We start from the raw sequence: 20,986 nt of genomic DNA, 5'->3' as shown, positions 1-20,986 counted from the left end.
GTTTGTTGATAGAGCTGAGTGGTAAAAGCTTGTAAAGGGATTTGGGCTTTTAGTTGAATTGCTGTCTTCTCAGCTTTTGCATATGACAAAAAGTCGCTACCATGGGGCATCAAACCAACCAAGGAATCATCATGAAAATCAAACCTCTGGGCACGCCCTTTTCGGCAACTGCTTGCAAAGTATTACTCTGCGGTGGTGGCGAGTTAGGGAAGGAAGTCGTTATCGAATTTAAGCGCTTAGGTGCTGAAGTAATTGTCTTAGATCGCTACGACAATGCGCCAGCGATGCAAGTGGCAGATCGCAGCTATACCTTGTCTATGTTGGATGGTGAAAAGCTCAAAGCGATTATTGAGCAAGAGCAACCTGATTATATCGTACCGGAAATCGAAGCCATTGCGACGGATAAGCTGGTGGAATTAGAGGCTGAAGGTTACACAGTGGTGCCAACCGCCAAAGCGACTCAGCTGACCATGAACCGTGAAGGGATCCGCCGTCTTGCTGCTGAAAAGCTTGGGCTTGCCACTTCACCCTACCAATTCGTTGACACCTTGGCAGACTTTAATGCCGCTGTCACGCACATTGGCATGCCGTGTGTGGTTAAGCCTATCATGAGCTCGTCAGGTAAAGGGCAAAGTGTGATTAAAAGTGCCGCGGATATCGAAGCGGCTTGGCACTATGCTCAAGAAGGTGGGCGTGCAGGTCAGGGCAGAGTGATTGTGGAAGGTTTTGTTGATTTTGACTACGAAATTACGCTGCTAACCGTACGCCATATCGATGGCACGAGTTTTTGTGAGCCAATTGGACATGTGCAACAAGACGGTGATTATCAGCAAAGCTGGCAGCCGCAGCAGATGTCAGCACTCGCGCTAGAGCGCAGCAAAGCGATGGCTGAAAAAGTCACGGCAGCACTGGGCGGTCGGGGTCTGTTTGGCGTTGAACTCTTTATTAAGGGTGATGAAGTGTACTTCAGCGAAGTCTCACCAAGGCCTCATGATACCGGCATGGTCACGCTTATCTCGCAAGATTTAAGTGAGTTTGCGCTGCATGCTCGGGCAATTTTAGGTTTGCCTGTCCCCACCATTCACTTCCATGGGCCATCAGCATCTAGCGTGATCCTTGTCGAAGGGGAATCAACACAATTACAGTTCAACAATCTTGCACCGGCGCTTGCAGAGCCACTAACGGATATTCGTTTGTTTGGTAAACCAGAGGTGAGTGGCAAGCGCAGAATGGGTGTGGCGCTAGCGCGTTCAGACTCGGCTGAAAGTGCTGTCGAGAAAGCCAAGCAAGTGGTTGCAAAAGTAGGAATTACGTTATGAACGCAAACACCCGCGTACTTGACCCATTAGTATTGGGGTTTTGGCGGCTATTAGATTGGCAAATTACGCCGCAAGAAAATTTACGCTTTTTAAAGCAAGCGATTGAGCTTGGAATACGCGATACAGATCATGCTGATATTTACGGTGAGTATCAGTGTGAGGCGGAGTTTGGCAAAGCCTTAGCGCTTGAGCCTAGTATTCGAGAGCACATTCGGATCATCACTAAATGTGGCATTAAGCCCGCATTTCCGAGCTTGGGATTAGCGGGAAAGGCGAACCACTACGATTCGAGTAAGACGCATATCATTGCCCAAGCGCAGCAATCACTAAAGCATTTCGGCACGGATAGGCTAGATGTGCTGTTGATCCATCGTCCGGATTATCTGATGGATGCTGATGAAGTTGCCGATGCGTTTCATACCCTCAAACAAAACGGCGATGTGCTGCATTTTGGGGTCTCGAACTTTACACCCAGCCAGCTTGCCTTATTACAATCGAGACTCGATTTCGCTTTAGTGACTAACCAAATTGAGTTTTCACCTTATGAGATGAAAGCGCTTGACGATGGCACGCTTGATCAGTGCCAACATCTAGGTATGAACCCTATGCTGTGGTCGCCGCTAGCAGGGGGCAGAATATTCTCCAGTGAAGATGAAAAAGCCAAACGCCTGCGTGCGGTATTACAGCAAGTGGGTGAAGAGATTGGTTGCACTGAAATTGATCAAGTGATCTACGCATGGCTTGCCATGCACCCATCGAAACCTGCCACTGTGCTTGGAACAGGAAATATCACCCGAGTTGCCAGCGCGTTTACTTCACAGTCACTTAGCATGAGTCGCGAGCAGTGGTATCGCATTTGGACGGCGTCTACTGGGCATAGCGTACCATAAAGCAGTATGTGTTTGGATTGGAGCCAATTTACGCACAGTCTTACAGATTTAGCCACAAAAAAGGGCCTTTCGGCCCTACGTGTTGCAGCAAGTAAAAAATAAGGTGATACGGCTGTCACAGGACCGCTCACCTTTGGTCATCACAGATTAAAATCTAATCCATAACTTACGTATGCTTTTATATCGTCGCTACTGTCTAGGTCGGTTTTTACTAATCCAAAGGTAAAGCCTTGCGTAGATAAGCTCATGCCGTAATCCATATAAGCGTCGTCTTCTCCTGTCCACTCAAGCACTGTGTCTCCGCTGGAGCGACCAATATGTAGAGTTAATTCACTGTCTTTAAAAATGGGGAAGCTGGCCGACACTTCGGCATATAGCATGTCTTCTTCTGTGCTTGAGTCGTTTTGTGCTGTGGCTAGGTGGCTAAGTTTAAACGTAAAGTATTGCCAGCCAAGCGCGGCGTAAATCTCGCCAAAATCAATATCTCCACTGGCATCGGGATAGGCGTAGTGGATATAACCGAAATCAAAGCTCATGCCCTTGATTTCGCCAGCGTAACCCGCGTATAGATCCATTTCGTAACTGGCGGAGTCGCCAAAGTCGATGTTAGAGACCCAAGTGCCCGCATAAAACCCCGACTCATTGCTATAATCCAAGCCGCCAGACACTGCTGCGCCATCATCAGTCTGGGTGATACCACGCCAGTAATAATTTGAGCTTGCCGCAATATTTGCTGTCACTTCCGCCTGAGCAGAGACACAAAAGCACGCAGTCAGGCCGCCGAGTAGCATAAGCAAAGGTTTGTTTTTCATTCTGTTTTCCCCATTGAACGCTGAGTTATTATTCGGTTGTTGTCATTGCATTTTTGCCAAGAGTAAGTGCAAGGGGGAGGCCAATGTCAGGAAATAGCGGAGAATTTATTCTATGTTGTTAAAAATATTGGAATTTAATTTCTGTGTTTCGAAAGTAGGGCAGAGTGATTTGCATAAATGCTGCACATGGCTGGTGCAAAGTACCATAGCTTGCACAGTATTAATGCAAGCTATGGATTGCGCTAGCCGTTATTGAAGTTTAGGTTAGTTATCCAAAGATGGTGCGCATTAGGCTGATGGTTTCATCAACACTGCGGCCTTTTTCTACTTCAGCGACTATCGAGTCACGTTTGGCGCGAATATGCTCTGGAATAGACTTATCCGCAAGGGCGCGGTCGACTAACACTTCTGCAGATTCTTTACCGCGGCGTACGGTCTTTTTGCCACCACTGGTGCCGGTGCGCTTAGGCTTATGCAGTAGCTTAAAGTAATTGGAGTTAGTGGCGGTGTCTTTATCCGCGTAATAAAAAAAGCATGGTAGCAGCGCTTTAATTTCAGCAAGTTGTGTTTCAAATTCATCAACAGGTGCAGCCATCGTATACCATGGCATTGCTTTAATGGTGCTGACGACATCGGTCCAGTAACGCTCAAAATCGCGATTGTTTAGCTTAGCAACACCAAGCGCTTGGCATAAAGCGTCAAGCTTGCTCGAGGTTATTGGTGTGAACACATCTGGGCGACGCATTGCTAATAGGCGAGTGGCTGGTGCAAGCGTTGGCTTTTCCTCGCTGCCAGAAAAGGCACTTAAATACCCCACCATAAATGACTGGTAATGTTCGAGCGTTACGTCACCTTCTGCCGGGATTGCGGCTAGCGCTTCATCAAAAGCACCCGGAAGGTCGTCTAATAACTGGTGAAAGCCTTTTGCACTTTTGGTGGAGGCAAACCACTCCACGTCAAACTGATACACGCTGGTATCTAAATTTGCAGCATGCTTACCGCTAAAGGCGAGACGATCTTCTTTGATCATGTCTTTAAGTGGAGTGCTGCGCATTGGTTTAAGGTATTCAATCAGTTTTAATTGCTCATCTAGTGCAATCACTTCTTTGTGACTGGTAATAAATGCAGTCACCATAGGCCAAGGCGCAATGCGCAACGTCTTGAGTTGTAAATAGCTAATCGCTGCGATGAGCAGATCTTGTAGCTTTTTCACTGTGGGTAATTGATGGTCATCCAGTAAATCAAAATTGATACGATTTTTCGCCACATCAAGCAGTTCATAACACCAACCAAGAAAATCTTCAGGGTGATTTTCCACCTTAACCGCCATCAGATTAAGGCTGATCTCCGTGGCCTGTTTGAGGATATTTTGATAAATCTGACTTTCTTGTTCGCCCAAGGCCATGTTTGACGGTGATATGAGCAGTTTCTTCATGCGGGTTAGATACTCCAAGTTTGATTAATAAACCAACCAGTAAAATATAGCTAATGACGCTAAAAACTGGCAAGGGCGAGGATCATACCGATTAGTCAAAAGGTTGCAATCGCTCAGTACAAATTATTTGCCTTTATTCATGGTATATTCGATTACAGCCGTTATCATAAAGAGAACCAAGCCTTACGAAGGAAAAGCAATGAACCGGCTAGTTAAAATCGTAGGCGCCATTGTCGCGCTTATTATTATTCTTGTTATCGCAGCCCCTTTTTTAATCCCTAAGCAGGCAATTATTGACCAAGTCACGTCACAGGTTGAGTCAGTGACAGGTAGAAAACTGTCGATTGATGGCGACTCTGACATCGGTATTTTCCCAACGCTGCACATTGAGCTAAACCAAGTGCGATTTGCCAACATGGCAACGGGCAGTCGCCCAGATATGTTCGCCATGGAGCAACTTGCTGTGCATATTCCGTGGTTAAGTGCGTTGTCTGGTGAAGCTAAGCTTGAGCGCTTTGTGATCAATAATCCTAAAATTATCCTAGAAACCGACAAACAAGGTAATGCTAATTGGCAGTTGCTACCCACCAGTGCAGAAAACACGCCAACGGCGCAAACCAGCTCAAAAGGTAATATGCAGTTACCGGAGGGCTTAGATGTTAGCCTTGGCGAAGTGGCGATTTATGGTGGCTCGGTGACTTATCTTGATGGTGTGACAGGCGCTGAATATCAGGTAACTGATTTAGACATTAGCGTGATGTTATCGTCACTTTACCAACCATTAGAAGTCGACGGTAAGCTGACTTTTCAAGGTCAAACTTTTAACCTAGTTACTACACTCGATAACCCCGCAAAGGCGATCGAAGGTGAAACCTTTAATGTTGAACAACAAGTAAAATCAGCGCTGTTCAACCTTGACTATAAAGGTGAAATTGCAGAGCAAGGTAAAACCATTCGCGGTCAATTAGCCTTGACTGGCGACTCGGTAAAAGCGCTAGCTAAGTGGCAGGGTGTTGACCTAAAAGCCAAAGAAAATGCGTTCAACGACTTTGGCCTAAACGCTAAAATGACGATGCAAGGGCAAGTCTTTACTCTCAATGCCTTAGAGGCAACCTTGGACGAATTGGTAATAAAAGGTCAAAGTAAAGTCACCCTCTCAGGTAAGCCTGATATTACCGCGAGCGTTGACCTTGGCATGTTAGATCTTAACCCTTATTTGCCAGAGCCTGTGGAAAAGCCACAAACGCAACCTGAGCCAGAAGACGCACCAGCACAGCCTATCGTGTGGGATGACACTGCAATTGATTTGTCAGCACTTAATAGCCTCAATGCGAATGTGAAGATCACCTCAACAGGGCTACGTGCGAGAGAAATTAAGCTTGGCGAAAACCAAATCAGCTTAGTACTTAACTCAGGTAAGGCGACACTGAGCCTAGATAAGTTCCAAGCCTATGAAGGCCAGGGTAAAGGTAAGGTCGTTGTAAATGCAGCAGCAAAACCTTATGCCATCAGTACTGACTTTGCATTAACGGCAATTAACGCTGAGCCACTACTGACCGATGCCATTGGTTTTGACAAAGTATTGGGTAAAGGTAGTCTTAATTGGGCGTTAAACACACAAGGTGTCAGTCAAAAGCAATTTGTGAATGCTCTTGATGGTAAATTAGGTTTTGAGTTCAAAGATGGTGGCGTAAAAGGCGCAAACCTTGCTGAGATGATCCGTAAGGGCAAAGAGATGCTCAAAGGCGATTTCTCTTCGGTATCGCAAGGACTCAATGCTAATTTCGACCCGGATCAAAAAACCGACTTCTCAGCCATGACTGGCACCTTTGTCTTTACCAAAGGCGTAGGTCAAAACGATGACTTCTCGTTGGCAAGCCCGTTACTACGAGTGACAGGCAAGGGCACCGTTAATTTACCACAAACTTTAGTTGATTACCGTGTGGTGACTGGAATTGTTGATACCATTGAAGGGCAAGCCAGTAGCGATGACAGTACCGGTTTTAAAATTCCGGTGCGTATCAAAGGCCCATTCCACAAAGTTGAAACTAGCCTAGACCTAAAAGAAGCGGCAAAAGACAAAGCCAAAGACAAGGTTAAGGATAAGGTAAAAGACAAACTTAAAGGTTTGTTTGGTGGATAGATCTTTATGACGCTTCAATAAACAGCTCATCTGCTTGTTTTAAATCAATTTCAGCTTAACAAGAGCTTGCCGATGGTAGCCCTTGTTCTATATTCATCGCGAGTTAATTATCTATATGCAGTTATAGTGAGCTTATGCCTATAAGCTGTAATCTACAGCAATAGTATTACTGCTATTCATGTGCTTAAATGGATGCGGATAGCTCTACAAACAAAGGAAGGATAAAATAATGAGTACACCTACTTATTTGCTCGAATACACGGTGACCCCAAAAGCTGAGGGTGACTGGATATATGACGATAAGCCAGTTAGGCTTAGATTAGCTAAGGGTGAAAGCGCTGTTCTAACTTATAAGCTCGTTACCGATGAAGCTGGCTGGAGCTTTGCTGAAAACGGTACTTACTTTATCGAGGCGCAAGATAACTTCAATTATAACCTTACAAGCACATTAAAAGATGAGTTAACAGTTGAGGTTAAGATTGAGGCATTGAATGTTGCGAATACGCTAAGTGAAAATGATATCAAAGGGCTTTCAGCTGACCCCGGTGCGAGGGTTGTTACACTAGTGAGAAATAACAGCTCAAATATTGAGTTCAGACTTGTTGCTCAAAATGATTCTGCAAATGGTGCCGTGCGCTATTTCTCTCAAGATCCAACGATTGTCATCGAGGATACAGAGCCAAACTAGAGAGCTGATTCAGAGCGCTGCAGCGCTCTGAATAGTTGTGATTCTCTAGCCCGCACAACGGATCAAACCACTTCAAATTAAAAACTATACAACTCAGCTTGAATCCAAGTTAGCTTCTATTTGTATAACTGTTAAACTCTCCCCCCTATTAAGGTCATGATAAGTGAGCTTACAAAAGGCAGCTCATATAGCTCAGAAGCTTCTGATTTTACGAGTTGAATCAACCTTAGTGCCTCAGTACTACAACTTAGATGCACAAGAGCCTGCACTTTTATTAACTTATCAATTGGCTTATTTGGGGTGCCTAAAAGTTCTATCAGTGAGCTTAAGACTGGCTTATGCCTAAAAGCTGTAACCAACTGTAATAGAATTACTGCTATTCATGTGCTTAGATAGATGCGAACAGCTCTACAAACCAACGAAGGATAAAATAATGAGTGATCCTATTTTACTAGAAATTACAGTGGCACCAAAAGCGGATGGTAATTGGGTATTTTCTAACGAAGATAAACCAGTTGAACTTAAATTAGCTAAGGGTGAAAGCGCCAAGATAACTTATAAGATTGTTCCTGATGGTTGGAATTTTTCTGAAAACGGTACTTTTTTTACTGAGGCGCAAGACAACTTTAATTACAATCTAATTAGTGATGTTTCTGAAGATAGACTCTCTGTGACTGTGACAATCCAAGCAATAAACCTCGAACACACTATTTCATCAGAGCAATTACAGAAACTGATAGCAGAACCAACGATCGCCATGCCAATTGAGTTGACGCATGACCATAATTCCAAAGTGGACTTCCGCCTGGTTGCTGAGAATGTGACTGCTAATGGGGTAATCCGCTATTTTTCTCAAGATCCAAGGGTGATAATTGACGACCCAGATGTTCCAAGTTAATTCGTAATTTGCACTTGGCACAGATAGGTAAAGTGTTCTGTGCCAATTCTTAATTCAAGTGATGGCGAGTGACATAGTGTCTTGAACCATGACAAGCGATAAAAAGACGGACTCCAGCCTAAATCAATGCTTTTTTTCAGTGAAGCCATTGCGGAATACTTTTCTTCTATCAGTGTCTGAATTAACGATTTTACGTAAAAAGCCTCAGCTGAATCGGGGTACTCTGCCAAATATTCATCAATTGCTATTAATGCCTCTTGGTTCCGACCTAGGTGTGCCAAAGCTTGAATACGCACGACTTCAACTTGGCTTGTTGGAGCACTGGTTAAAATTTGCAGATACACTTCACTGGCTTTCGTCTTCTCACCCATTAGGGAGTAAATATCTGCATAGTTAAGTAAGATTTCTACATTGCTGGGCGCCAACTGAGTGGCTCGCTCAGCAAACTCGAGTGCCCGTTCTAAATCACCTAAGAGCATTAATACAATGGCATAATTGTTAAAGGTAGCCGTACTTGTATATGAGCGCTTAACTAAAGCTTGATAAGATTTGTTAGCTTCATGGAGTTTACCAAGTAGAAGAGAGATATCGGCAATGGCCTTTAGTGTTTTCAGGTTATCTGGGCCGTAGTGGCTGGCTGCTCGTAAGTACGGCAAGGCTTCTTCATATTGGCCAAGCTTCATATTGAACAAGGCTGCATTGCGGATGACTTTTAAGGTTGGCCTAAGTTTATAGGCAAGCTCAGTGTGATGAAGTGCCGAAGCGTAATCGTCTATTAAATGATAGTAGATGCTGATCAAAGCATGCTTTTGATACTCGTCCTTGGCTGAATTCTGAATTGCTAAAAAGGTTTCTTTGGCATGGCTCTTGTCTTTTACAAGAGCATAAAACTTGAGATAGGACCCTTGAATAATTGTACTTCCTTTTAATCTCTTGGGGGCTTGCTGTAATACTTGTTCCCAGTTTTGAAGTACTTGGTCATTCGAACTATCTCTATATAACTGCGGCGCGAGTTCAGAGTAAAGTGAATACAGCGGCAAGAAGTCCGGCGCAGTATCAATCAGCGTTGTTAACTCTTTTAATATCGCAGCGCGGTCAGCCCCTTTTACTAAGCTAGCATCATGCAGTGTGGCGTAGTTATTCAGTAATGTTTTATTGCTAGTGGCTAAATCAGTTGAGCGTCCGGTTAATGAAGAGAAGGCCGAGGCTGTAATAGCAAAAACATGGCTGTAGTTTTCACTCGACGTCATTGTTCGCGCACTATTAATTAAGGCTCCATTAGACGCATCAACTAAGTCGATAACGATGTCACAGCTTTGAATATTACAGTCTAGTTTTATCGTAATAAGCTCATTACTATTTAACGCTCGCCCCAATGCTTTTAATGGTGCGTCAACACCAATAAATTTTTGTGTTTGATCTACTTCACTGTCTGAAATGAAAACGTAATCATTATTACTTAAAAAATGTTGTTTAAGTGCGTCGTTAATTGCTAGCTCGATGTTTTGTTGATGCGCTTCAAGTAGTTGAAAAGAGTTAGTGAATTTTATCGGTAGCGCTGCAATATAGATCTTGGGTTTGGTTTCCTGCCAATACCAATACCCACCAACGGCTAAACACACTAAAAAGGTGAAAAATGCTGCAATACCTAGTTGCTTTTTACGTGCTTTGGCTTTCTCTCTAGCTCTATCTCGTAGCTCTATTTGTTCAAGTGACACTGTCGCTTCGCTGTTATCGTAGCTAAAGGTGTGTAAAATTTGCTTTAGCTGCTGACTGACTTCATTCGCGCAGCTTGGACGAGCGTTTTTGTCGTATTGCAATAAGCGATCAATAAGCTGTGCCAGTGCAGGGGGAATATCTAAAATACGTTTAGCACTTGCTTTTAACGGTTGGAACTTGATCTGCTCAGCAATAGACTTGTCACTGCCATCGTCAGCTTGCTCGAAGTAAGGATGGTGCCCAGCTAACAGTTGATAAGCGATTAGCCCAAATGAGAATAAGTCACTGCGGCTGTCTAGTGTTTCATCACGCAGTTGCTCTGGTGACATTGCTGTAAGACTACCGTAACTGGTATGTGGACGAGAGGCTTGGTTGTCTTCTAATTGTGAAATACCAAAGTCGGCAATTTTGGCTATGCTCTGTTCATTCACCAGTATATTGCCAGGTTTTAAGTCTAAATGAAGAATGTTCTGGCCATGAGCTGAGGCCAGGCCATCGGCAATATGGCTTAATAGTTCGACTTTTTGCTCGCTAGTTAATACGTGTGTTTTTGTGTAGTGCTGTAGAGTTGCACCTTGCACATACTCCATTTCCAAAGCCATTTGGCCATCGCTTTCAAATACATCATAAATTTGTACTATATTTGGATGGTTAAAACGCGCTAACAGGCGGGCTTCGTTGAGTGCATCTGATTGCGTGTGCTGAGTTAGTGATATCACCTTTACCGCTACTCGGCGGCCTAATTTTTTGTCGGTAGCAAGGTACACTTTGCTCATTCCGCCTTCGGCGAGCAAGATCACGTCCTGATAGTATTCTTCTAACTTCAACACAGCGCTGTCTTTCTCTTTTATTATTGGGATTAGTGTATCGCTAAAAATACTAAATTAGTACCATTTGCGTTGGCCTTAGTCGCAAATAACAAGTTGAAAATTTAACACTTTGTCATACTCACAGCCTCATATAGGTTATAAGGATAAATAACAATAAGGACAAACAAATGGCAAAGTTATCTTCTAATTTAGTTTCTCACTTCAGTTTAGCTGCCATGATGGCAAGCGCTCTGCTCGTAAATACTTCTAGTATAGCGGCTGATAGCAACCAAACCTTTAATTATCCTAATAATGCTCGTAACGCAATAAGCCTTACGTTTGATGATGCAAGGCCAAGTCAAGTTGAGGTGGGAGTGCCGTTACTTAATCGCCATAAGGTGAAGGGCACATTTTATGTTATGCCATCACAGGTGGAGGAAAAGCTCGGATTGTGGCAAGCGGCGGTGAAGCAGGGGCATGAAATAGGCAACCACACCAGTGAACACTTATGTACGGGTAACTTTGCCTGGCTAAGGGAAAAGGACAAAGGGCTGGAACAAGTTGATTTGGCCTACATAGAACGCGATGTAGTAAGCACCACAAAATATATTGAAAAGCATTTGGGCGTAACCCCCAGAAGCTTTGCATACCCTTGTGGTAATACCTTTGTTGGTCGCGGCGCTGAAGTAAAAAGTTATGTACCGGTGATTGCGAAGCACTTTGACAGTGGCCGTACGTGGTTAGATGAAACCGCTAACCACCCAACTTATACTGACTTTGCGCAACTCACCGGAATCAGGATGGACGGCGTTAGCTTTGAAGAACTAAAAGGGCTGCTGGAGCATCTTAGGGCAAATAACAGTTGGATCATCCTTGCTGGACATGAAGTGGGTGAAAAAGGCATGTACACCGTCGATACCAAAATGTTAGACCAGCTTATTCCTTATTTACAGGACCCTAAAAATGGTTATTGGCTAGACACCGTAAGCAATGTGAGTGATTACATCAAAAGTAAGAGGGAGCCGTAGGTCGAGATTTATCTCGACTATTTTCTTTAAATATCGTTTTTGATTAAATTTTGAGTTTCTCAGATATAAAATTCGAGATGTTTTTGCTCAAAGCATCTGAGTAAATAATAATCGAAACAAAATTTCCGCTGTAAAATTTGTTCAATATATGCGCAAGTGGTTGAATTCTCGATTGCTTGTCGCCATATCCCCAAACTGTAATTGGTACGTCATGTTAACGCGTTAAATTAATTAAAAATTGAACTATCTTTGATGCGACATTGCTGGTACAATTGCCCGCCCTTGAAAGACATAATCACAGTTTTTTGAGTGGAATTTAACCTAAATGCCTTGATTTTGAACGAAATCTAGGCGAGTTGTAACTACACCGGAGGTCATTAAGATGATCCAAATGCAAACTCAGCTGGACGTTGCTGATAACAGCGGCGCTCGCAAAGTGCAGTGTATAAAAGTCCTTGGTGGTTCGCACCGTCGCTACGCAGCGGTTGGCGACATCATTAAAGTTTCTGTTAAAGAAGCGATTCCTCGCGGCAAAGTGAAGAAAGGTGATGTTAAAAACGCAGTAGTAGTGCGTACTAAAAAAGGCGTACGTCGTCCAGACGGCTCTTTAATCCGTTTCGATAGCAATGCGGCTGTTATCTTAAATGATAACTTACAGCCTATTGGTACTCGTATCTTCGGCCCTGTGACTCGTGAACTTCGTACTGAAAAGTTCATGAAGATCGTTTCACTAGCACCAGAAGTACTATAAGGAGTCGATCATGGCAGCAAAAATCCGTCGTGATGACGAAGTAATCGTACTAGCCGGTAAAGACAAAGGTAAGCGCGGTAAAGTGCTTTCAGTTGTTACTGAAACTGGCCGAGTATTTGTTGAAGGCGTTAACATCATCAAGAAACACCAGAAGCCTGTACCACAACTACAGCAAGCTGGCGGTGTTGTTGAGAAAGAAGCGTCAGTCGACGTATCAAACGTAGCGATTTTCAATGCCGAAACTGGCAAAGCGGATCGTGTAGGTTTTAGATTTGAAGACGGTAAAAAAGTCCGTTTCTTCAAGTCTACCGGTAAAACTATTTAATAGTTGGAGTAGACGATGGCGAAACTGCATGAAGTGTACAAAGACAAAGTGGTAAAAGAGCTTCAAGAGAAGTTCGGTTACAGCTCTGTCATGCAAGTCCCTCAGATCGAAAAGATCACACTTAACATGGGTGTGGGCGAAGCCCTAGCTGACAAGAAAATTCTAGAAAACGCAGTAGCAGACCTAGAATCAATCTCTGGTCAGAAGCCTCTAGTGACTAAAGCACGCAAATCAGTTGCTGGCTTTAAGATCCGTGAAGGTTACCCAATTGGCTGTAAAGTAACCCTACGCGGCGAGCGTATGTGGGATTTCCTAGAGCGTTTAGTCTCTATCGCGATGCCACGTATTCGTGACTTCCGCGGTGTTAGCGCAAAGTCTTTTGACGGTCGCGGTAACTACTCTATGGGCGTACGTGAACAAATCATCTTCCCAGAAATTGATTATGATAAAGTAGACCGCGTTCGCGGTATGGATATCACAATCACTACTTCTGCGAAAACAGATGACGAAGGCCGTGCGTTGTTAGAAGCGTTCAACTTCCCATTCAAAAAGTAAGGGTAGGGTTATGGCAAAGAATTCAATGAAAGCACGTGACGTAAAACGTGCTAAATTAGTTGCTCAGTATGCTGAAAAGCGTGCTGCGTTAAAAGCTATCATCAGCGATGTTAATGCATCTGATGATGAGCGTTGGGATGCAGTGTTAAAGCTACAGTCTTTACCACGCGATTCTAGCCCTTCACGTCAACGTAATCGTTGTAACATCACGGGCCGCCCTCATGGTTATCTTCGCAAGTTCGGCTTAAGCCGTATCAAAGTTCGCGAAGCAGCGATGCGCGGTGAAATTCCTGGCCTTAAAAAGGCTAGCTGGTAATAGAATCACGGGAGTAAGACATGAGCTTGCAAGATCCAATTGCGGATTTGTTCACACGTATCCGTAACGGTCAGTCTGCGAAGAAGGTATCTGTTTCAATGCCAACTTCAAAGCTGAAAGTAGCTGTAGCTAAGGTACTTAAAGACGAAGGTTATATCACTGACTTCGCAGTATCTGGTGACGTAAAAGCAGAATTGACTATCGAACTTAAGTACTTCGAAGGCAAAGCTGTAATCGAAAACATCCAGCGTGTTAGCCGCCCTGGTCTACGTATCTATAAGAGACGTGACGAATTACCTAAGGTAATGGGTGGTCTAGGTATCGCTATCGTATCAACTTCTAAAGGCCTGATGACAGACCGCGCTGCGCGTACCGCTGGCGTTGGTGGTGAAATCATTGGCTTTGTAGCTTAATCGGAGGGGAACTATGTCTCGTATAGCGAAGGCTCCAATCAATGTTCCTGCCGGTGTTGAAGTTACAATTAACGGCCAGGACATCAAAGTTAAAGGCAAGAACGGTGAATTAACTCGCACAATCAACGATGCGGTTGAAGTTTCACTAAACGACAACGTTATCACTACAGCTCCTCGTGAAGTTGCTAATGCTTGGGCTCAAGCTGGTACTGCACGCGCGCTAATCAACAACATGATTGTTGGTGTTAACGATGGTTATGAGAAGAAACTACAGCTAGTAGGTGTTGGTTACCGTGCGGCAGTTAAGGGTAATACATTAGATTTAACCCTTGGCTTTTCTCACCCAGTGAACTTCGAGATCCCAACAGGTATCACTATCGAAGCTCCAAGCCAGACTGAAATTGTTGTTAAAGGCGCAGACAAGCAGTTAGTTGGTCAAACAGCTGCTAACATCCGCTCATACCGTGAACCAGAGCCTTATAAAGGTAAAGGTGTACGTTATGCTGATGAGCACGTGCGTCGTAAAGAGGCTAAGAAGAAGTAAGGTAAGACGATGGATAAGAAAACAGCTCGTCTACGTCGTGCTAAGCGCACTCGTAGAAATATTATCGAACAAGGCACAACACGTCTTGTTATCCACCGCACGCCACGTCACATTTACGCTCAAGTAATCAATGCTGAGGGTAATGTACTGGCTGCTGCTTCTACTGTTGAAAAAGCAATTGTTGAAACAGTTAAAGGCACAGGCAACATCGAAGCGGCTCAAGCAGTTGGTAAAGCAATCGCTGAGCGCGTAGCTGACAAAGGCGTTGAAAAAATCGCTTTTGATCGCAGTGGCTTTAAATATCACGGCCGTGTGAAGGCGCTAGCTGATGCTGCGCGCGAAGCCGGTCTGCAATTCTAGGAGTAGACAATGGCTAACGTAGAAGCAAAAGCACAACAGCCTGAATTGGCTGAAAAGCTAATCGCGGTAAACCGTGTGTCTAAAGTGGTTAAAGGTGGTCGTATCTTTAGCTTCACTGCACTAACAGTAGTTGGTGATGGCGCTGGTAAAGTAGGTTTTGGTTATGGTAAAGCACGTGAAGTTCCTGCTGCTATTCAAAAAGCAATGGAAAAAGCACGTCGCAACATGATCACTGTTGAACTAAAAGGTAACACGCTACAGCACCCAATCAAGGGTCGCCACGCGGGTTCTAAAGTATACATGCAGCCAGCATCTGAAGGTACAGGTATCATCGCAGGTGGTGCGATGCGTGCAGTACTAGAAGTAACTGGTGTACAGAACGTACTATCTAAAGCATACGGTTCAACTAACCCGATCAACATCGTTCGCGCAACTATCGCAGCGCTAGAGAATATGAATTCTCCAGAAGGTATTGCTGCGAAGCGTGGTCTTAGCGTTGACGAAATCTTGGGGTAAGACACCATGGCAAACACAGTAAAAGTAACTCAAGTACGTAGCTCAATCGGTCGTTTACCGAAGCATAAAGCTACATTACGTGGCCTTGGTTTACGTCGTATCAATCACACTGTTGAGCTAGAAGATACGCCAGCAGTTCGCGGTATGATCAACCAAGTTTCTTACATGGTTAAGGTTGAGGGGTAATTCGATGAACTTGAATACACTTTCACCTGCTGCAGGTTCAAAAACAGCTGGTAAGCGTGTTGGCCGTGGTATCGGTTCTGGTCTTGGTAAGACTGGTGGCCGTGGTCACAAAGGTCAAAAATCACGCTCTGGCGGTAAAGTACGCGTTGGTTTCGAAGGCGGTCAAATGCCTATGCAACGTCGTCTACCTAAGTTTGGTTTCACTTCACGCAAGTCTCTTGTGTCTAAAGAAGTGAATCTATTCGAAATCGTTAAAGTTGAAGGCGATGTGGTAGATCTAAACGCGTTACAGGCAGCTGGTATCGTTAAAAAGAACATCCAGTTCGTAAAAGTTGTAAAATCTGGCGAAGTTTCACGCGCTGTTACTGTTAAAGGCATGAAAGTGTCTAAAGGTGCACGCGAAGCTATCGAAGCTGCCGGAGGCAAGGTAGAAGACTAAGGAAGTACGCTATGGCTAAACCAGGTCAAGATATGCAAAGTGCACAAAGTGGGCTTGCGGAACTGAAGCGCCGATTACTATTCGTATTGGGTGCTATCATTATTTACCGTCTGGGCTCTTTTGTGCCAATCCCTGGGATTGACGCCGCTGTACTTGCCGAATTCTTCGAGCAACAAAAGGGCACCATTGTTGAGATGTTCAACATGTTCAGCGGTGGTGCGCTTGAGCGTGCATCGGTATTGGCGCTAGGTATTATGCCGTACATCTCGGCTTCGATTATTATGCAGCTATTAACGCACATACATCCTGCGATGATAGAGCTTAAGAAAGAAGGTGAGCAAGGGCGTAAGAAAATCAGCCAGTATACGCGTTATGGTACGCTTGTGCTTGCTACATTCCAATCGATAGGTATCGCTACTGGTCTACCTAATATGATGGAAGGCCTAGTTGTGAATCCAGGCTTCGGCTTCTATTTCACAGCTGTAGTGAGCTTAGTCACGGGAACGATGTTCCTTATGTGGTTGGGCGAACAAATCACTGAGCGTGGTATCGGTAACGGTATCTCAGTTCTAATATTTGTTGGTATTGTAGCTAACCTGCCGTCTGCAATTGGTTCGACAGCAGAAATGGCGCGCCAAGGTGATCTGCATATTTTAGCATTGTTATTGATTGCGGTAATCGTATTCGCTGTAACTTACCTAGTTGTGTTCTTCGAACGTGGTCAACGTCGTATCGTTGTAAACTATGCGAAGCGTCAACAAGGTCGTCAGGTATTTGCTGCTCAAAGCACGCACTTACCACTAAAAGTTAACATGGCGGGTGTTATTCCACCAATCTTTGCTAGCAGTATCATTTTGTTCCCTGGTACAATAGCAAGCTGGTTTGGCCAAGGTGAAGGTCCGGTCGCTGATGTGCTACAAGCTATCTCAGCAGTATTGACTCCAGGTCAACCACTGTATGCGATGGTATTAGCTGCGGCTATTATCTTCTTCTGCTTCTTCTATACTGCGTTGGTATTTAACCCGCGTGAGACAGCAGATAACCTGAAAAAATCTGGCGCTTTTATTCCAGGCATTCGTCCAGGTGAGCAGACATCTAAATACATTGATAAAGTGATGACACGCCTGACATTGGCAGGTGCTTTGTATATAACCTTTATCTGTCTGGTGCCCGAGTTTATGACTATGGCATGGCAAACGCCATTCTACTTCGGCGGTACATCGATTCTGATTATCGTTGTTGTCATCATGGACTTTATGGCACAAGTACAGACTCATATGATGTCACATCAATATGATTCTGTGCTGAAAAAAGCGAACCTTAAAGGCTACGGCCGTTAAGGTCAGTTTACGGAGTTGAGTAATGAAAGTACGTGCTTCCGTTAAGAAAATTTGCCGTAACTGCAAAGTAATCAAGCGTGCAGGTGTTGTACGTGTGATCTGCAGTGAGCCAAAGCACAAGCAAAGGCAAGGCTAAGCAAATTAAGTCGTGCAGGCTGAGTAACTTTACTTAGCCTGTTTCTTTGGTAAAACTTGAATGTCGGTTGGGTATCCTATACGGGCTTTCCAGCAAGATGATAATCAAGTTTATTTATAGGAGATATGTTAGTGGCCCGTATCGCAGGCATTAACGTTCCTGATCATAAGCATGCTGTTATCGGTTTAACAAGCATCTATGGTGTAGGTAAAACTCGCGCTAAGGCGATCTTAGCTGCGACAGGTATCGCTGAAACTACTAAAATCGGCGAGCTAAATGACGAAACACTTGACATCCTTCGTGAAGAAGTTGGCAAGTACACTGTTGAAGGTGATCTTCGTCGTGAAGTTACACTAAACATCAAGCGTCTTATGGACCTTGGTTGTTTCCGTGGCTTACGTCACCGTCGTTCGCTACCACTACGTGGTCAGCGTACTAAGACTAACGCGCGTACTCGTAAGGGTCCTCGCAAGCCTATCAAGAAATAAGGTGGGGTAAGTTATGGCAAAAGCACCAATTCGTCGTAAAAAGGTCAAAAAGCAGGTTGTTGACGGCATGGCTCACGTTCATGCATCTTTCAACAACACGATTGTGACCATCACTGACCGTCAAGGCAATGCTCTTTCTTGGGCGACTGCAGGTGGTTCAGGTTTCCGTGGTTCTCGTAAGTCTACTCCATTCGCTGCACAGGTTGCTGCGGAGCGTGCAGGTGTTGCTGCACAAGAGTACGGTCTTAAGAACCTAGAAGTATTCATCAAAGGTCCAGGTCCAGGCCGTGAGTCTGCTGTTCGTGCATTGAATGCTGCTGGTTACCGTATCACTAACATCACTGACGTGACGCCAATTCCACACAATGGTTGTCGTCCACCGAAGAAACGTCGCGTATAACAATAGGTTAGGAGAAAGAACATGGCAAGATATTTGGGCCCTAAGCTCAAGCTGAGTCGTCGTGAAGGTACTGACCTGTTCCTTAAAAGCGGCGTAAGAGCAATTGACTCTAAGTGTAAACTAGAAACAGCACCTGGTCAGCACGGCGCACGTAAAGGTCGTCTATCTGATTACGGTTTACAGCTACGTGAAAAGCAAAAAGTTCGTCGTATCTACGGTGTACTAGAGAAGCAATTCCGTAACTACTACAAAGAAGCTGCTCGCCTTAAAGGTAACACAGGTGAAAACTTGTTACAGCTTCTAGAGCAACGTCTAGACAATGTTGTATATCGCATGGGTTTTGCAAGCACACGTGCTGAAGCGCGTCAGCTAGTAAGCCACAAAGCGATTATGGTTAATGGTCGTGTTGTTAATATCCCTTCTTTCGTAGTTACTCCTGAAGATGTAGTAGTAATTCGCGAGAAGTCTAAAAAGCAAGCGCGTATCATCGCTGCTCTAGAGTTGGCTGAGCAACGTGAAAAGCCAACTTGGATTGAAGTTGACGGTAAGAAAATGGAAGGCACTTTCAAGCGTCTACCAGAGCGTTCTGATCTGTCTGCGGACATTAACGAACAACTAATCGTCGAACTTTACTCGAAGTAAAGTTAAGAGTTAAGAGAGGATAAAATGCAGGGTTCTGTAACCGAATTCCTAAAACCAAGATTAGTCGATATCGACGCTGTAAGCTCAACGCGTTCTAAAGTTGTTTTAGAGCCTCTAGAGCGTGGCTTTGGCCACACACTAGGTAATGCTCTACGTCGTATACTTCTTTCATCTATGCCTGGTTGTGCTGTGACAGAAGTTGAAATTGACGGTGTATTGCACGAGTACAGCGCGAAAGAAGGCGTACAAGAAGACATCATTGAAATTCTGTTAAACCTTAAAGGTCTAGCGGTATCTCTAGAAGGTAAAGATGAAGTTTTTCTTACCCTGACTAAGTCTGGTGTAGGCCCTGTGACTGCGGCTGATATCCAGCACGACGGAGATGTGACTATCGCCAACCCTGAGCATGTCATTTGTCACTTAACTGCTGACAATAGCGAAATCAGCATGCGCATTCGTGTTGAGCGTGGTCGCGGTTATGTACCGGCGTCTAGTCGTTTATCCTCTGATGACGATGAGCGCCCAATCGGCCGTTTGTTGCTAGATGCATCATTCAGCCCGGTTGAGCGTATTGCGTACTCGGTTGAGTCAGCTCGTGTTGAGCAGCGTACAGACTTAGATAAACTAATCATTGATATGGAAACGAACGGCACTTTAGATCCTGAAGAAGCGATCCGCCGTGCGTCAACAATCCTTGCTGAGCAATTAGATGCATTCGTAGACCTACGTGATGTTTCTGAGCCAGAAGAGAAAGAAGAGAAGCCGGAGTTCGATCCGATTCTACTTCGTCCAGTTGATGACTTAGAACTAACTGTACGTTCTGCAAACTGTCTGAAAGCCGAGCAAATTCAATATATCGGTGACTTAGTACAGCGTACTGAAGTTGAGCTTCTGAAAACACCAAACCTTGGTAAGAAGTCTCTAACTGAAATTAAAGACGTGCTAGCTTCACGTGGTCTTTCTCTGGGCATGCGCCTGGAAAACTGGCCACCTGCAAGTCTGGCTGAGTAATCTAAGTTACTATATTAGTTTAGTTAGAAGGATAGGGTCATGCGCCATCGTAAGAGTGGTCGTCAATTAAACCGTAACAGCAGCCATCGCAAAGCGATGTTTAGCAACATGGCTGGTTCTTTGGTGAAGCACGAAATCATCAAAACTACTTTGCCTAAAGCAAAAGAGCTGCGCCGTGTAATTGAACCTTTAATCACACTGGCTAAGACTGACAGCGTAGCAAACCGTCGTTTAGCGTTTGCTCGCACGCGTGATAAAGAAGTAGTTGGTAAATTGTTCACTGAGATTGGTCCACGTTTCGCGGATCGTCCAGGTGGTTACACTCGTATTCTTAAGTGTGGCTTCCGTACAGGTGATAATGCACCAATGGCTTACATTGAACTACTAGATCGCCCAGCGGCTGAAGAAGTTCAAGAAGACGCACAGTCTGCAGAGTAATTAGTCTTATTAAAGACACAAAAAAAGCCGAGCACAGCTCGGCTTTTTCTTTTTCATAACCCGCACAGTACAATCTCTCTTAGGTTTAAACTACAGATTCTCTTCGTAAAGATGCGGATGAACAGAAGTAAGTAGACCCACACCTTAATACTCAAACTCTACGAAATTAACCTCCCACCAAGCACTATCTAAGTTCAAGCTTTGATTGGGTATATTTAATACCAATTGAATTAATTATCTAATCAATTTGAAGGGTGAAATAGCATATTAGCTTCGTTAAAAATTTCTCATTTAGAACAACTAAATAGCAAAATTTTTGCCTTGCTACTAAAGCTATTTCCCCGCTTCAAGATAGATCATTTACTTAATACAACTGGTATAAATG

Annotated in this window: 26 protein-coding genes; 23 read left to right on the top strand and 3 right to left on the bottom strand. The window is 44.3% G+C overall.

The features are described from left to right. Positions 1–131: 131 nt before the first annotated feature. Both purT and L1D50_RS04405 read left to right on the top strand, forming a co-directional pair. On the top strand, positions 132–1,319 hold the full coding sequence (purT, locus tag L1D50_RS04410; RefSeq protein ID WP_239965605.1) for a formate-dependent phosphoribosylglycinamide formyltransferase: 1,188 nt from the start codon (positions 132–134) through the stop codon (positions 1,317–1,319). Then, positions 1,316–2,209 carry an aldo/keto reductase gene (locus L1D50_RS04405; protein WP_239965604.1) on the top strand — a complete coding sequence of 298 codons (894 nt, stop codon included), beginning with the start codon at positions 1,316–1,318 and terminating at the stop codon, positions 2,207–2,209. Before purT ends, L1D50_RS04405 begins: the two co-directional genes overlap by 4 nt. A gap of 140 nt (positions 2,210–2,349) precedes the next feature. Here L1D50_RS04405 and L1D50_RS04400 read toward each other — a convergent pair whose 3' ends face one another. Together L1D50_RS04400 and L1D50_RS04395 are read right to left on the bottom strand one after the other, a co-directional pair. Beyond that, entirely contained in the window at positions 2,350–3,021 is a 672-nt protein-coding gene (locus tag L1D50_RS04400; RefSeq protein WP_239965603.1) for a TorF family putative porin, read from the bottom strand. A gap of 268 nt (positions 3,022–3,289) precedes the next feature. Continuing rightward, positions 3,290–4,456, bottom strand: coding sequence for a hypothetical protein (locus L1D50_RS04395; protein ID WP_239965602.1), 1,167 nt, complete (start codon positions 4,454–4,456; stop codon positions 3,290–3,292). A gap of 199 nt (positions 4,457–4,655) precedes the next feature. Here L1D50_RS04395 and L1D50_RS04390 point away from each other — a divergent pair, with 199 nt between their 5' ends. The 3 genes from L1D50_RS04390 to L1D50_RS04380 all read left to right on the top strand — a co-directional run bounded on the left by L1D50_RS04390 (position 4,656) and on the right by L1D50_RS04380 (position 8,185). Further along, a complete protein-coding gene (locus L1D50_RS04390; protein WP_128725682.1) occupies positions 4,656–6,599 on the top strand; it encodes an AsmA family protein in 1,944 nt (647 codons plus the stop codon). Between the two features lie 229 nt (positions 6,600–6,828). After that, positions 6,829–7,287 (top strand): hypothetical protein, encoded by a 459-nt coding sequence (locus L1D50_RS04385; protein WP_239965601.1) that lies wholly within the window; start codon positions 6,829–6,831, stop codon positions 7,285–7,287. A 433-nt stretch (positions 7,288–7,720) separates the two neighbouring features. Then, positions 7,721–8,185, top strand: a complete 465-nt coding sequence (locus L1D50_RS04380) for a hypothetical protein (RefSeq protein ID WP_239965600.1) — start codon at positions 7,721–7,723, stop codon at positions 8,183–8,185. Here L1D50_RS04380 and L1D50_RS04375 read toward each other — a convergent pair. Next, the gene (locus L1D50_RS04375; protein ID WP_239965599.1) at positions 8,182–10,734 is read right to left on the bottom strand and encodes a serine/threonine-protein kinase; all 2,553 of its coding nucleotides are present in this window, start codon (positions 10,732–10,734) and stop codon (positions 8,182–8,184) included. The two genes, L1D50_RS04380 and L1D50_RS04375, sit on opposite strands and share 4 nt — an antisense overlap. 167 nt (positions 10,735–10,901) lie before the next feature. Between L1D50_RS04375 and L1D50_RS04370 the strand changes: the two genes are divergently transcribed. The 18 genes from L1D50_RS04370 to rplQ all read left to right on the top strand — a co-directional run bounded on the left by L1D50_RS04370 (position 10,902) and on the right by rplQ (position 20,601). Next, positions 10,902–11,741 carry a polysaccharide deacetylase family protein gene (locus L1D50_RS04370; RefSeq protein WP_239965598.1) on the top strand — a complete coding sequence of 280 codons (840 nt, stop codon included), beginning with the start codon at positions 10,902–10,904 and terminating at the stop codon, positions 11,739–11,741. A 382-nt stretch (positions 11,742–12,123) separates the two neighbouring features. Continuing rightward, a complete protein-coding gene (rplN, locus tag L1D50_RS04365; RefSeq protein ID WP_010378257.1) occupies positions 12,124–12,492 on the top strand; it encodes a 50S ribosomal protein L14 in 369 nt (122 codons plus the stop codon). A gap of 10 nt (positions 12,493–12,502) precedes the next feature. Next, the gene (rplX, locus tag L1D50_RS04360) at positions 12,503–12,817 is read left to right on the top strand and encodes a 50S ribosomal protein L24 (protein ID WP_010378260.1); all 315 of its coding nucleotides are present in this window, start codon (positions 12,503–12,505) and stop codon (positions 12,815–12,817) included. A gap of 15 nt (positions 12,818–12,832) precedes the next feature. After that, positions 12,833–13,372 (top strand): 50S ribosomal protein L5, encoded by a 540-nt coding sequence (gene rplE / locus L1D50_RS04355; protein WP_010378262.1) that lies wholly within the window; start codon positions 12,833–12,835, stop codon positions 13,370–13,372. A 10-nt stretch (positions 13,373–13,382) separates the two neighbouring features. After that, positions 13,383–13,688 carry a 30S ribosomal protein S14 gene (rpsN, locus tag L1D50_RS04350; RefSeq protein WP_095728862.1) on the top strand — a complete coding sequence of 102 codons (306 nt, stop codon included), beginning with the start codon at positions 13,383–13,385 and terminating at the stop codon, positions 13,686–13,688. A 20-nt stretch (positions 13,689–13,708) separates the two neighbouring features. Beyond that, on the top strand, positions 13,709–14,101 hold the full coding sequence (gene rpsH / locus L1D50_RS04345) for a 30S ribosomal protein S8 (protein ID WP_010378266.1): 393 nt from the start codon (positions 13,709–13,711) through the stop codon (positions 14,099–14,101). Between the two features lie 13 nt (positions 14,102–14,114). Then, a complete protein-coding gene (rplF, locus tag L1D50_RS04340) occupies positions 14,115–14,645 on the top strand; it encodes a 50S ribosomal protein L6 (protein WP_102057674.1) in 531 nt (176 codons plus the stop codon). 9 nt (positions 14,646–14,654) lie between these two features. Further along, entirely contained in the window at positions 14,655–15,005 is a 351-nt protein-coding gene (gene rplR, locus L1D50_RS04335) for a 50S ribosomal protein L18 (protein WP_010378271.1), read from the top strand. A gap of 9 nt (positions 15,006–15,014) precedes the next feature. Continuing rightward, positions 15,015–15,521, top strand: a complete 507-nt coding sequence (rpsE, locus tag L1D50_RS04330) for a 30S ribosomal protein S5 (protein ID WP_010606806.1) — start codon at positions 15,015–15,017, stop codon at positions 15,519–15,521. A 6-nt stretch (positions 15,522–15,527) separates the two neighbouring features. After that, positions 15,528–15,707 (top strand): 50S ribosomal protein L30, encoded by a 180-nt coding sequence (gene rpmD, locus L1D50_RS04325; protein WP_010378276.1) that lies wholly within the window; start codon positions 15,528–15,530, stop codon positions 15,705–15,707. Positions 15,708–15,711: 4 nt separating this feature from the next. Beyond that, complete coding sequence (rplO, locus tag L1D50_RS04320; RefSeq protein ID WP_128725677.1) at positions 15,712–16,146, top strand: 50S ribosomal protein L15; 435 nt, start codon at positions 15,712–15,714, stop codon at positions 16,144–16,146. Between the two features lie 11 nt (positions 16,147–16,157). Continuing rightward, positions 16,158–17,486, top strand: a complete 1,329-nt coding sequence (secY, locus tag L1D50_RS04315) for a preprotein translocase subunit SecY (protein ID WP_010606805.1) — start codon at positions 16,158–16,160, stop codon at positions 17,484–17,486. 22 nt (positions 17,487–17,508) lie between these two features. Continuing rightward, positions 17,509–17,622, top strand: a complete 114-nt coding sequence (rpmJ, locus tag L1D50_RS04310) for a 50S ribosomal protein L36 (protein WP_002959476.1) — start codon at positions 17,509–17,511, stop codon at positions 17,620–17,622. A gap of 131 nt (positions 17,623–17,753) precedes the next feature. Continuing rightward, positions 17,754–18,110: a 30S ribosomal protein S13 gene (rpsM, locus tag L1D50_RS04305; RefSeq protein WP_010378282.1), complete on the top strand. Its 357-nt coding sequence runs from the start codon at positions 17,754–17,756 to the stop codon at positions 18,108–18,110. Between the two features lie 13 nt (positions 18,111–18,123). Next, positions 18,124–18,510: a 30S ribosomal protein S11 gene (gene rpsK, locus L1D50_RS04300; protein WP_010378285.1), complete on the top strand. Its 387-nt coding sequence runs from the start codon at positions 18,124–18,126 to the stop codon at positions 18,508–18,510. Positions 18,511–18,531: 21 nt separating this feature from the next. Next, complete coding sequence (gene rpsD, locus L1D50_RS04295) at positions 18,532–19,152, top strand: 30S ribosomal protein S4 (protein WP_017218390.1); 621 nt, start codon at positions 18,532–18,534, stop codon at positions 19,150–19,152. Between the two features lie 24 nt (positions 19,153–19,176). Beyond that, positions 19,177–20,163: a DNA-directed RNA polymerase subunit alpha gene (rpoA, locus tag L1D50_RS04290; protein WP_010378288.1), complete on the top strand. Its 987-nt coding sequence runs from the start codon at positions 19,177–19,179 to the stop codon at positions 20,161–20,163. Between the two features lie 39 nt (positions 20,164–20,202). Next, positions 20,203–20,601 (top strand): 50S ribosomal protein L17, encoded by a 399-nt coding sequence (rplQ, locus tag L1D50_RS04285; protein ID WP_128725676.1) that lies wholly within the window; start codon positions 20,203–20,205, stop codon positions 20,599–20,601. Positions 20,602–20,986: the final 385 nt, after the last annotated feature.

The organism is Pseudoalteromonas sp. Isolate6 (assembly GCF_022398435.1).
GTDB classification, from domain to species: domain Bacteria; phylum Pseudomonadota; class Gammaproteobacteria; order Enterobacterales; family Alteromonadaceae; genus Pseudoalteromonas; species Pseudoalteromonas galatheae.
The sequence above is the reverse complement of the archived record's forward strand: the minus strand, read 5'-3'. Positions and strand labels throughout refer to the sequence as shown.

What these genes read in the sequence shown, in the direction of transcription:
- purT (WP_239965605.1), top strand. Translation starts at nt 132, where the DNA reads ATGAAAATCAAACCTCTGGGCACGCCCTTTTCGGCAACTGCTTGCAAA.
- L1D50_RS04405 (WP_239965604.1), top strand. Translation starts at nt 1,316, where the DNA reads ATGAACGCAAACACCCGCGTACTTGACCCATTAGTATTGGGGTTTTGG.
- L1D50_RS04400 (WP_239965603.1), bottom strand. Translation starts at nt 3,021, where the DNA reads ATGAAAAACAAACCTTTGCTTATGCTACTCGGCGGCCTGACTGCGTGC.
- L1D50_RS04395 (WP_239965602.1), bottom strand. Translation starts at nt 4,456, where the DNA reads ATGAAGAAACTGCTCATATCACCGTCAAACATGGCCTTGGGCGAACAA.
- L1D50_RS04390 (WP_128725682.1), top strand. Translation starts at nt 4,656, where the DNA reads ATGAACCGGCTAGTTAAAATCGTAGGCGCCATTGTCGCGCTTATTATT.
- L1D50_RS04385 (WP_239965601.1), top strand. Translation starts at nt 6,829, where the DNA reads ATGAGTACACCTACTTATTTGCTCGAATACACGGTGACCCCAAAAGCT.
- L1D50_RS04380 (WP_239965600.1), top strand. Translation starts at nt 7,721, where the DNA reads ATGAGTGATCCTATTTTACTAGAAATTACAGTGGCACCAAAAGCGGAT.
- L1D50_RS04370 (WP_239965598.1), top strand. Translation starts at nt 10,902, where the DNA reads ATGGCAAAGTTATCTTCTAATTTAGTTTCTCACTTCAGTTTAGCTGCC.
- rplN (WP_010378257.1), top strand. Translation starts at nt 12,124, where the DNA reads ATGATCCAAATGCAAACTCAGCTGGACGTTGCTGATAACAGCGGCGCT.
- rplX (WP_010378260.1), top strand. Translation starts at nt 12,503, where the DNA reads ATGGCAGCAAAAATCCGTCGTGATGACGAAGTAATCGTACTAGCCGGT.
- rplE (WP_010378262.1), top strand. Translation starts at nt 12,833, where the DNA reads ATGGCGAAACTGCATGAAGTGTACAAAGACAAAGTGGTAAAAGAGCTT.
- rpsN (WP_095728862.1), top strand. Translation starts at nt 13,383, where the DNA reads ATGGCAAAGAATTCAATGAAAGCACGTGACGTAAAACGTGCTAAATTA.
- rpsH (WP_010378266.1), top strand. Translation starts at nt 13,709, where the DNA reads ATGAGCTTGCAAGATCCAATTGCGGATTTGTTCACACGTATCCGTAAC.
- rplF (WP_102057674.1), top strand. Translation starts at nt 14,115, where the DNA reads ATGTCTCGTATAGCGAAGGCTCCAATCAATGTTCCTGCCGGTGTTGAA.
- rplR (WP_010378271.1), top strand. Translation starts at nt 14,655, where the DNA reads ATGGATAAGAAAACAGCTCGTCTACGTCGTGCTAAGCGCACTCGTAGA.
- rpsE (WP_010606806.1), top strand. Translation starts at nt 15,015, where the DNA reads ATGGCTAACGTAGAAGCAAAAGCACAACAGCCTGAATTGGCTGAAAAG.
- rpmD (WP_010378276.1), top strand. Translation starts at nt 15,528, where the DNA reads ATGGCAAACACAGTAAAAGTAACTCAAGTACGTAGCTCAATCGGTCGT.
- rplO (WP_128725677.1), top strand. Translation starts at nt 15,712, where the DNA reads ATGAACTTGAATACACTTTCACCTGCTGCAGGTTCAAAAACAGCTGGT.
- secY (WP_010606805.1), top strand. Translation starts at nt 16,158, where the DNA reads ATGGCTAAACCAGGTCAAGATATGCAAAGTGCACAAAGTGGGCTTGCG.
- rpmJ (WP_002959476.1), top strand. Translation starts at nt 17,509, where the DNA reads ATGAAAGTACGTGCTTCCGTTAAGAAAATTTGCCGTAACTGCAAAGTA.
- rpsK (WP_010378285.1), top strand. Translation starts at nt 18,124, where the DNA reads ATGGCAAAAGCACCAATTCGTCGTAAAAAGGTCAAAAAGCAGGTTGTT.
- rpsD (WP_017218390.1), top strand. Translation starts at nt 18,532, where the DNA reads ATGGCAAGATATTTGGGCCCTAAGCTCAAGCTGAGTCGTCGTGAAGGT.
- rpoA (WP_010378288.1), top strand. Translation starts at nt 19,177, where the DNA reads ATGCAGGGTTCTGTAACCGAATTCCTAAAACCAAGATTAGTCGATATC.
- rplQ (WP_128725676.1), top strand. Translation starts at nt 20,203, where the DNA reads ATGCGCCATCGTAAGAGTGGTCGTCAATTAAACCGTAACAGCAGCCAT.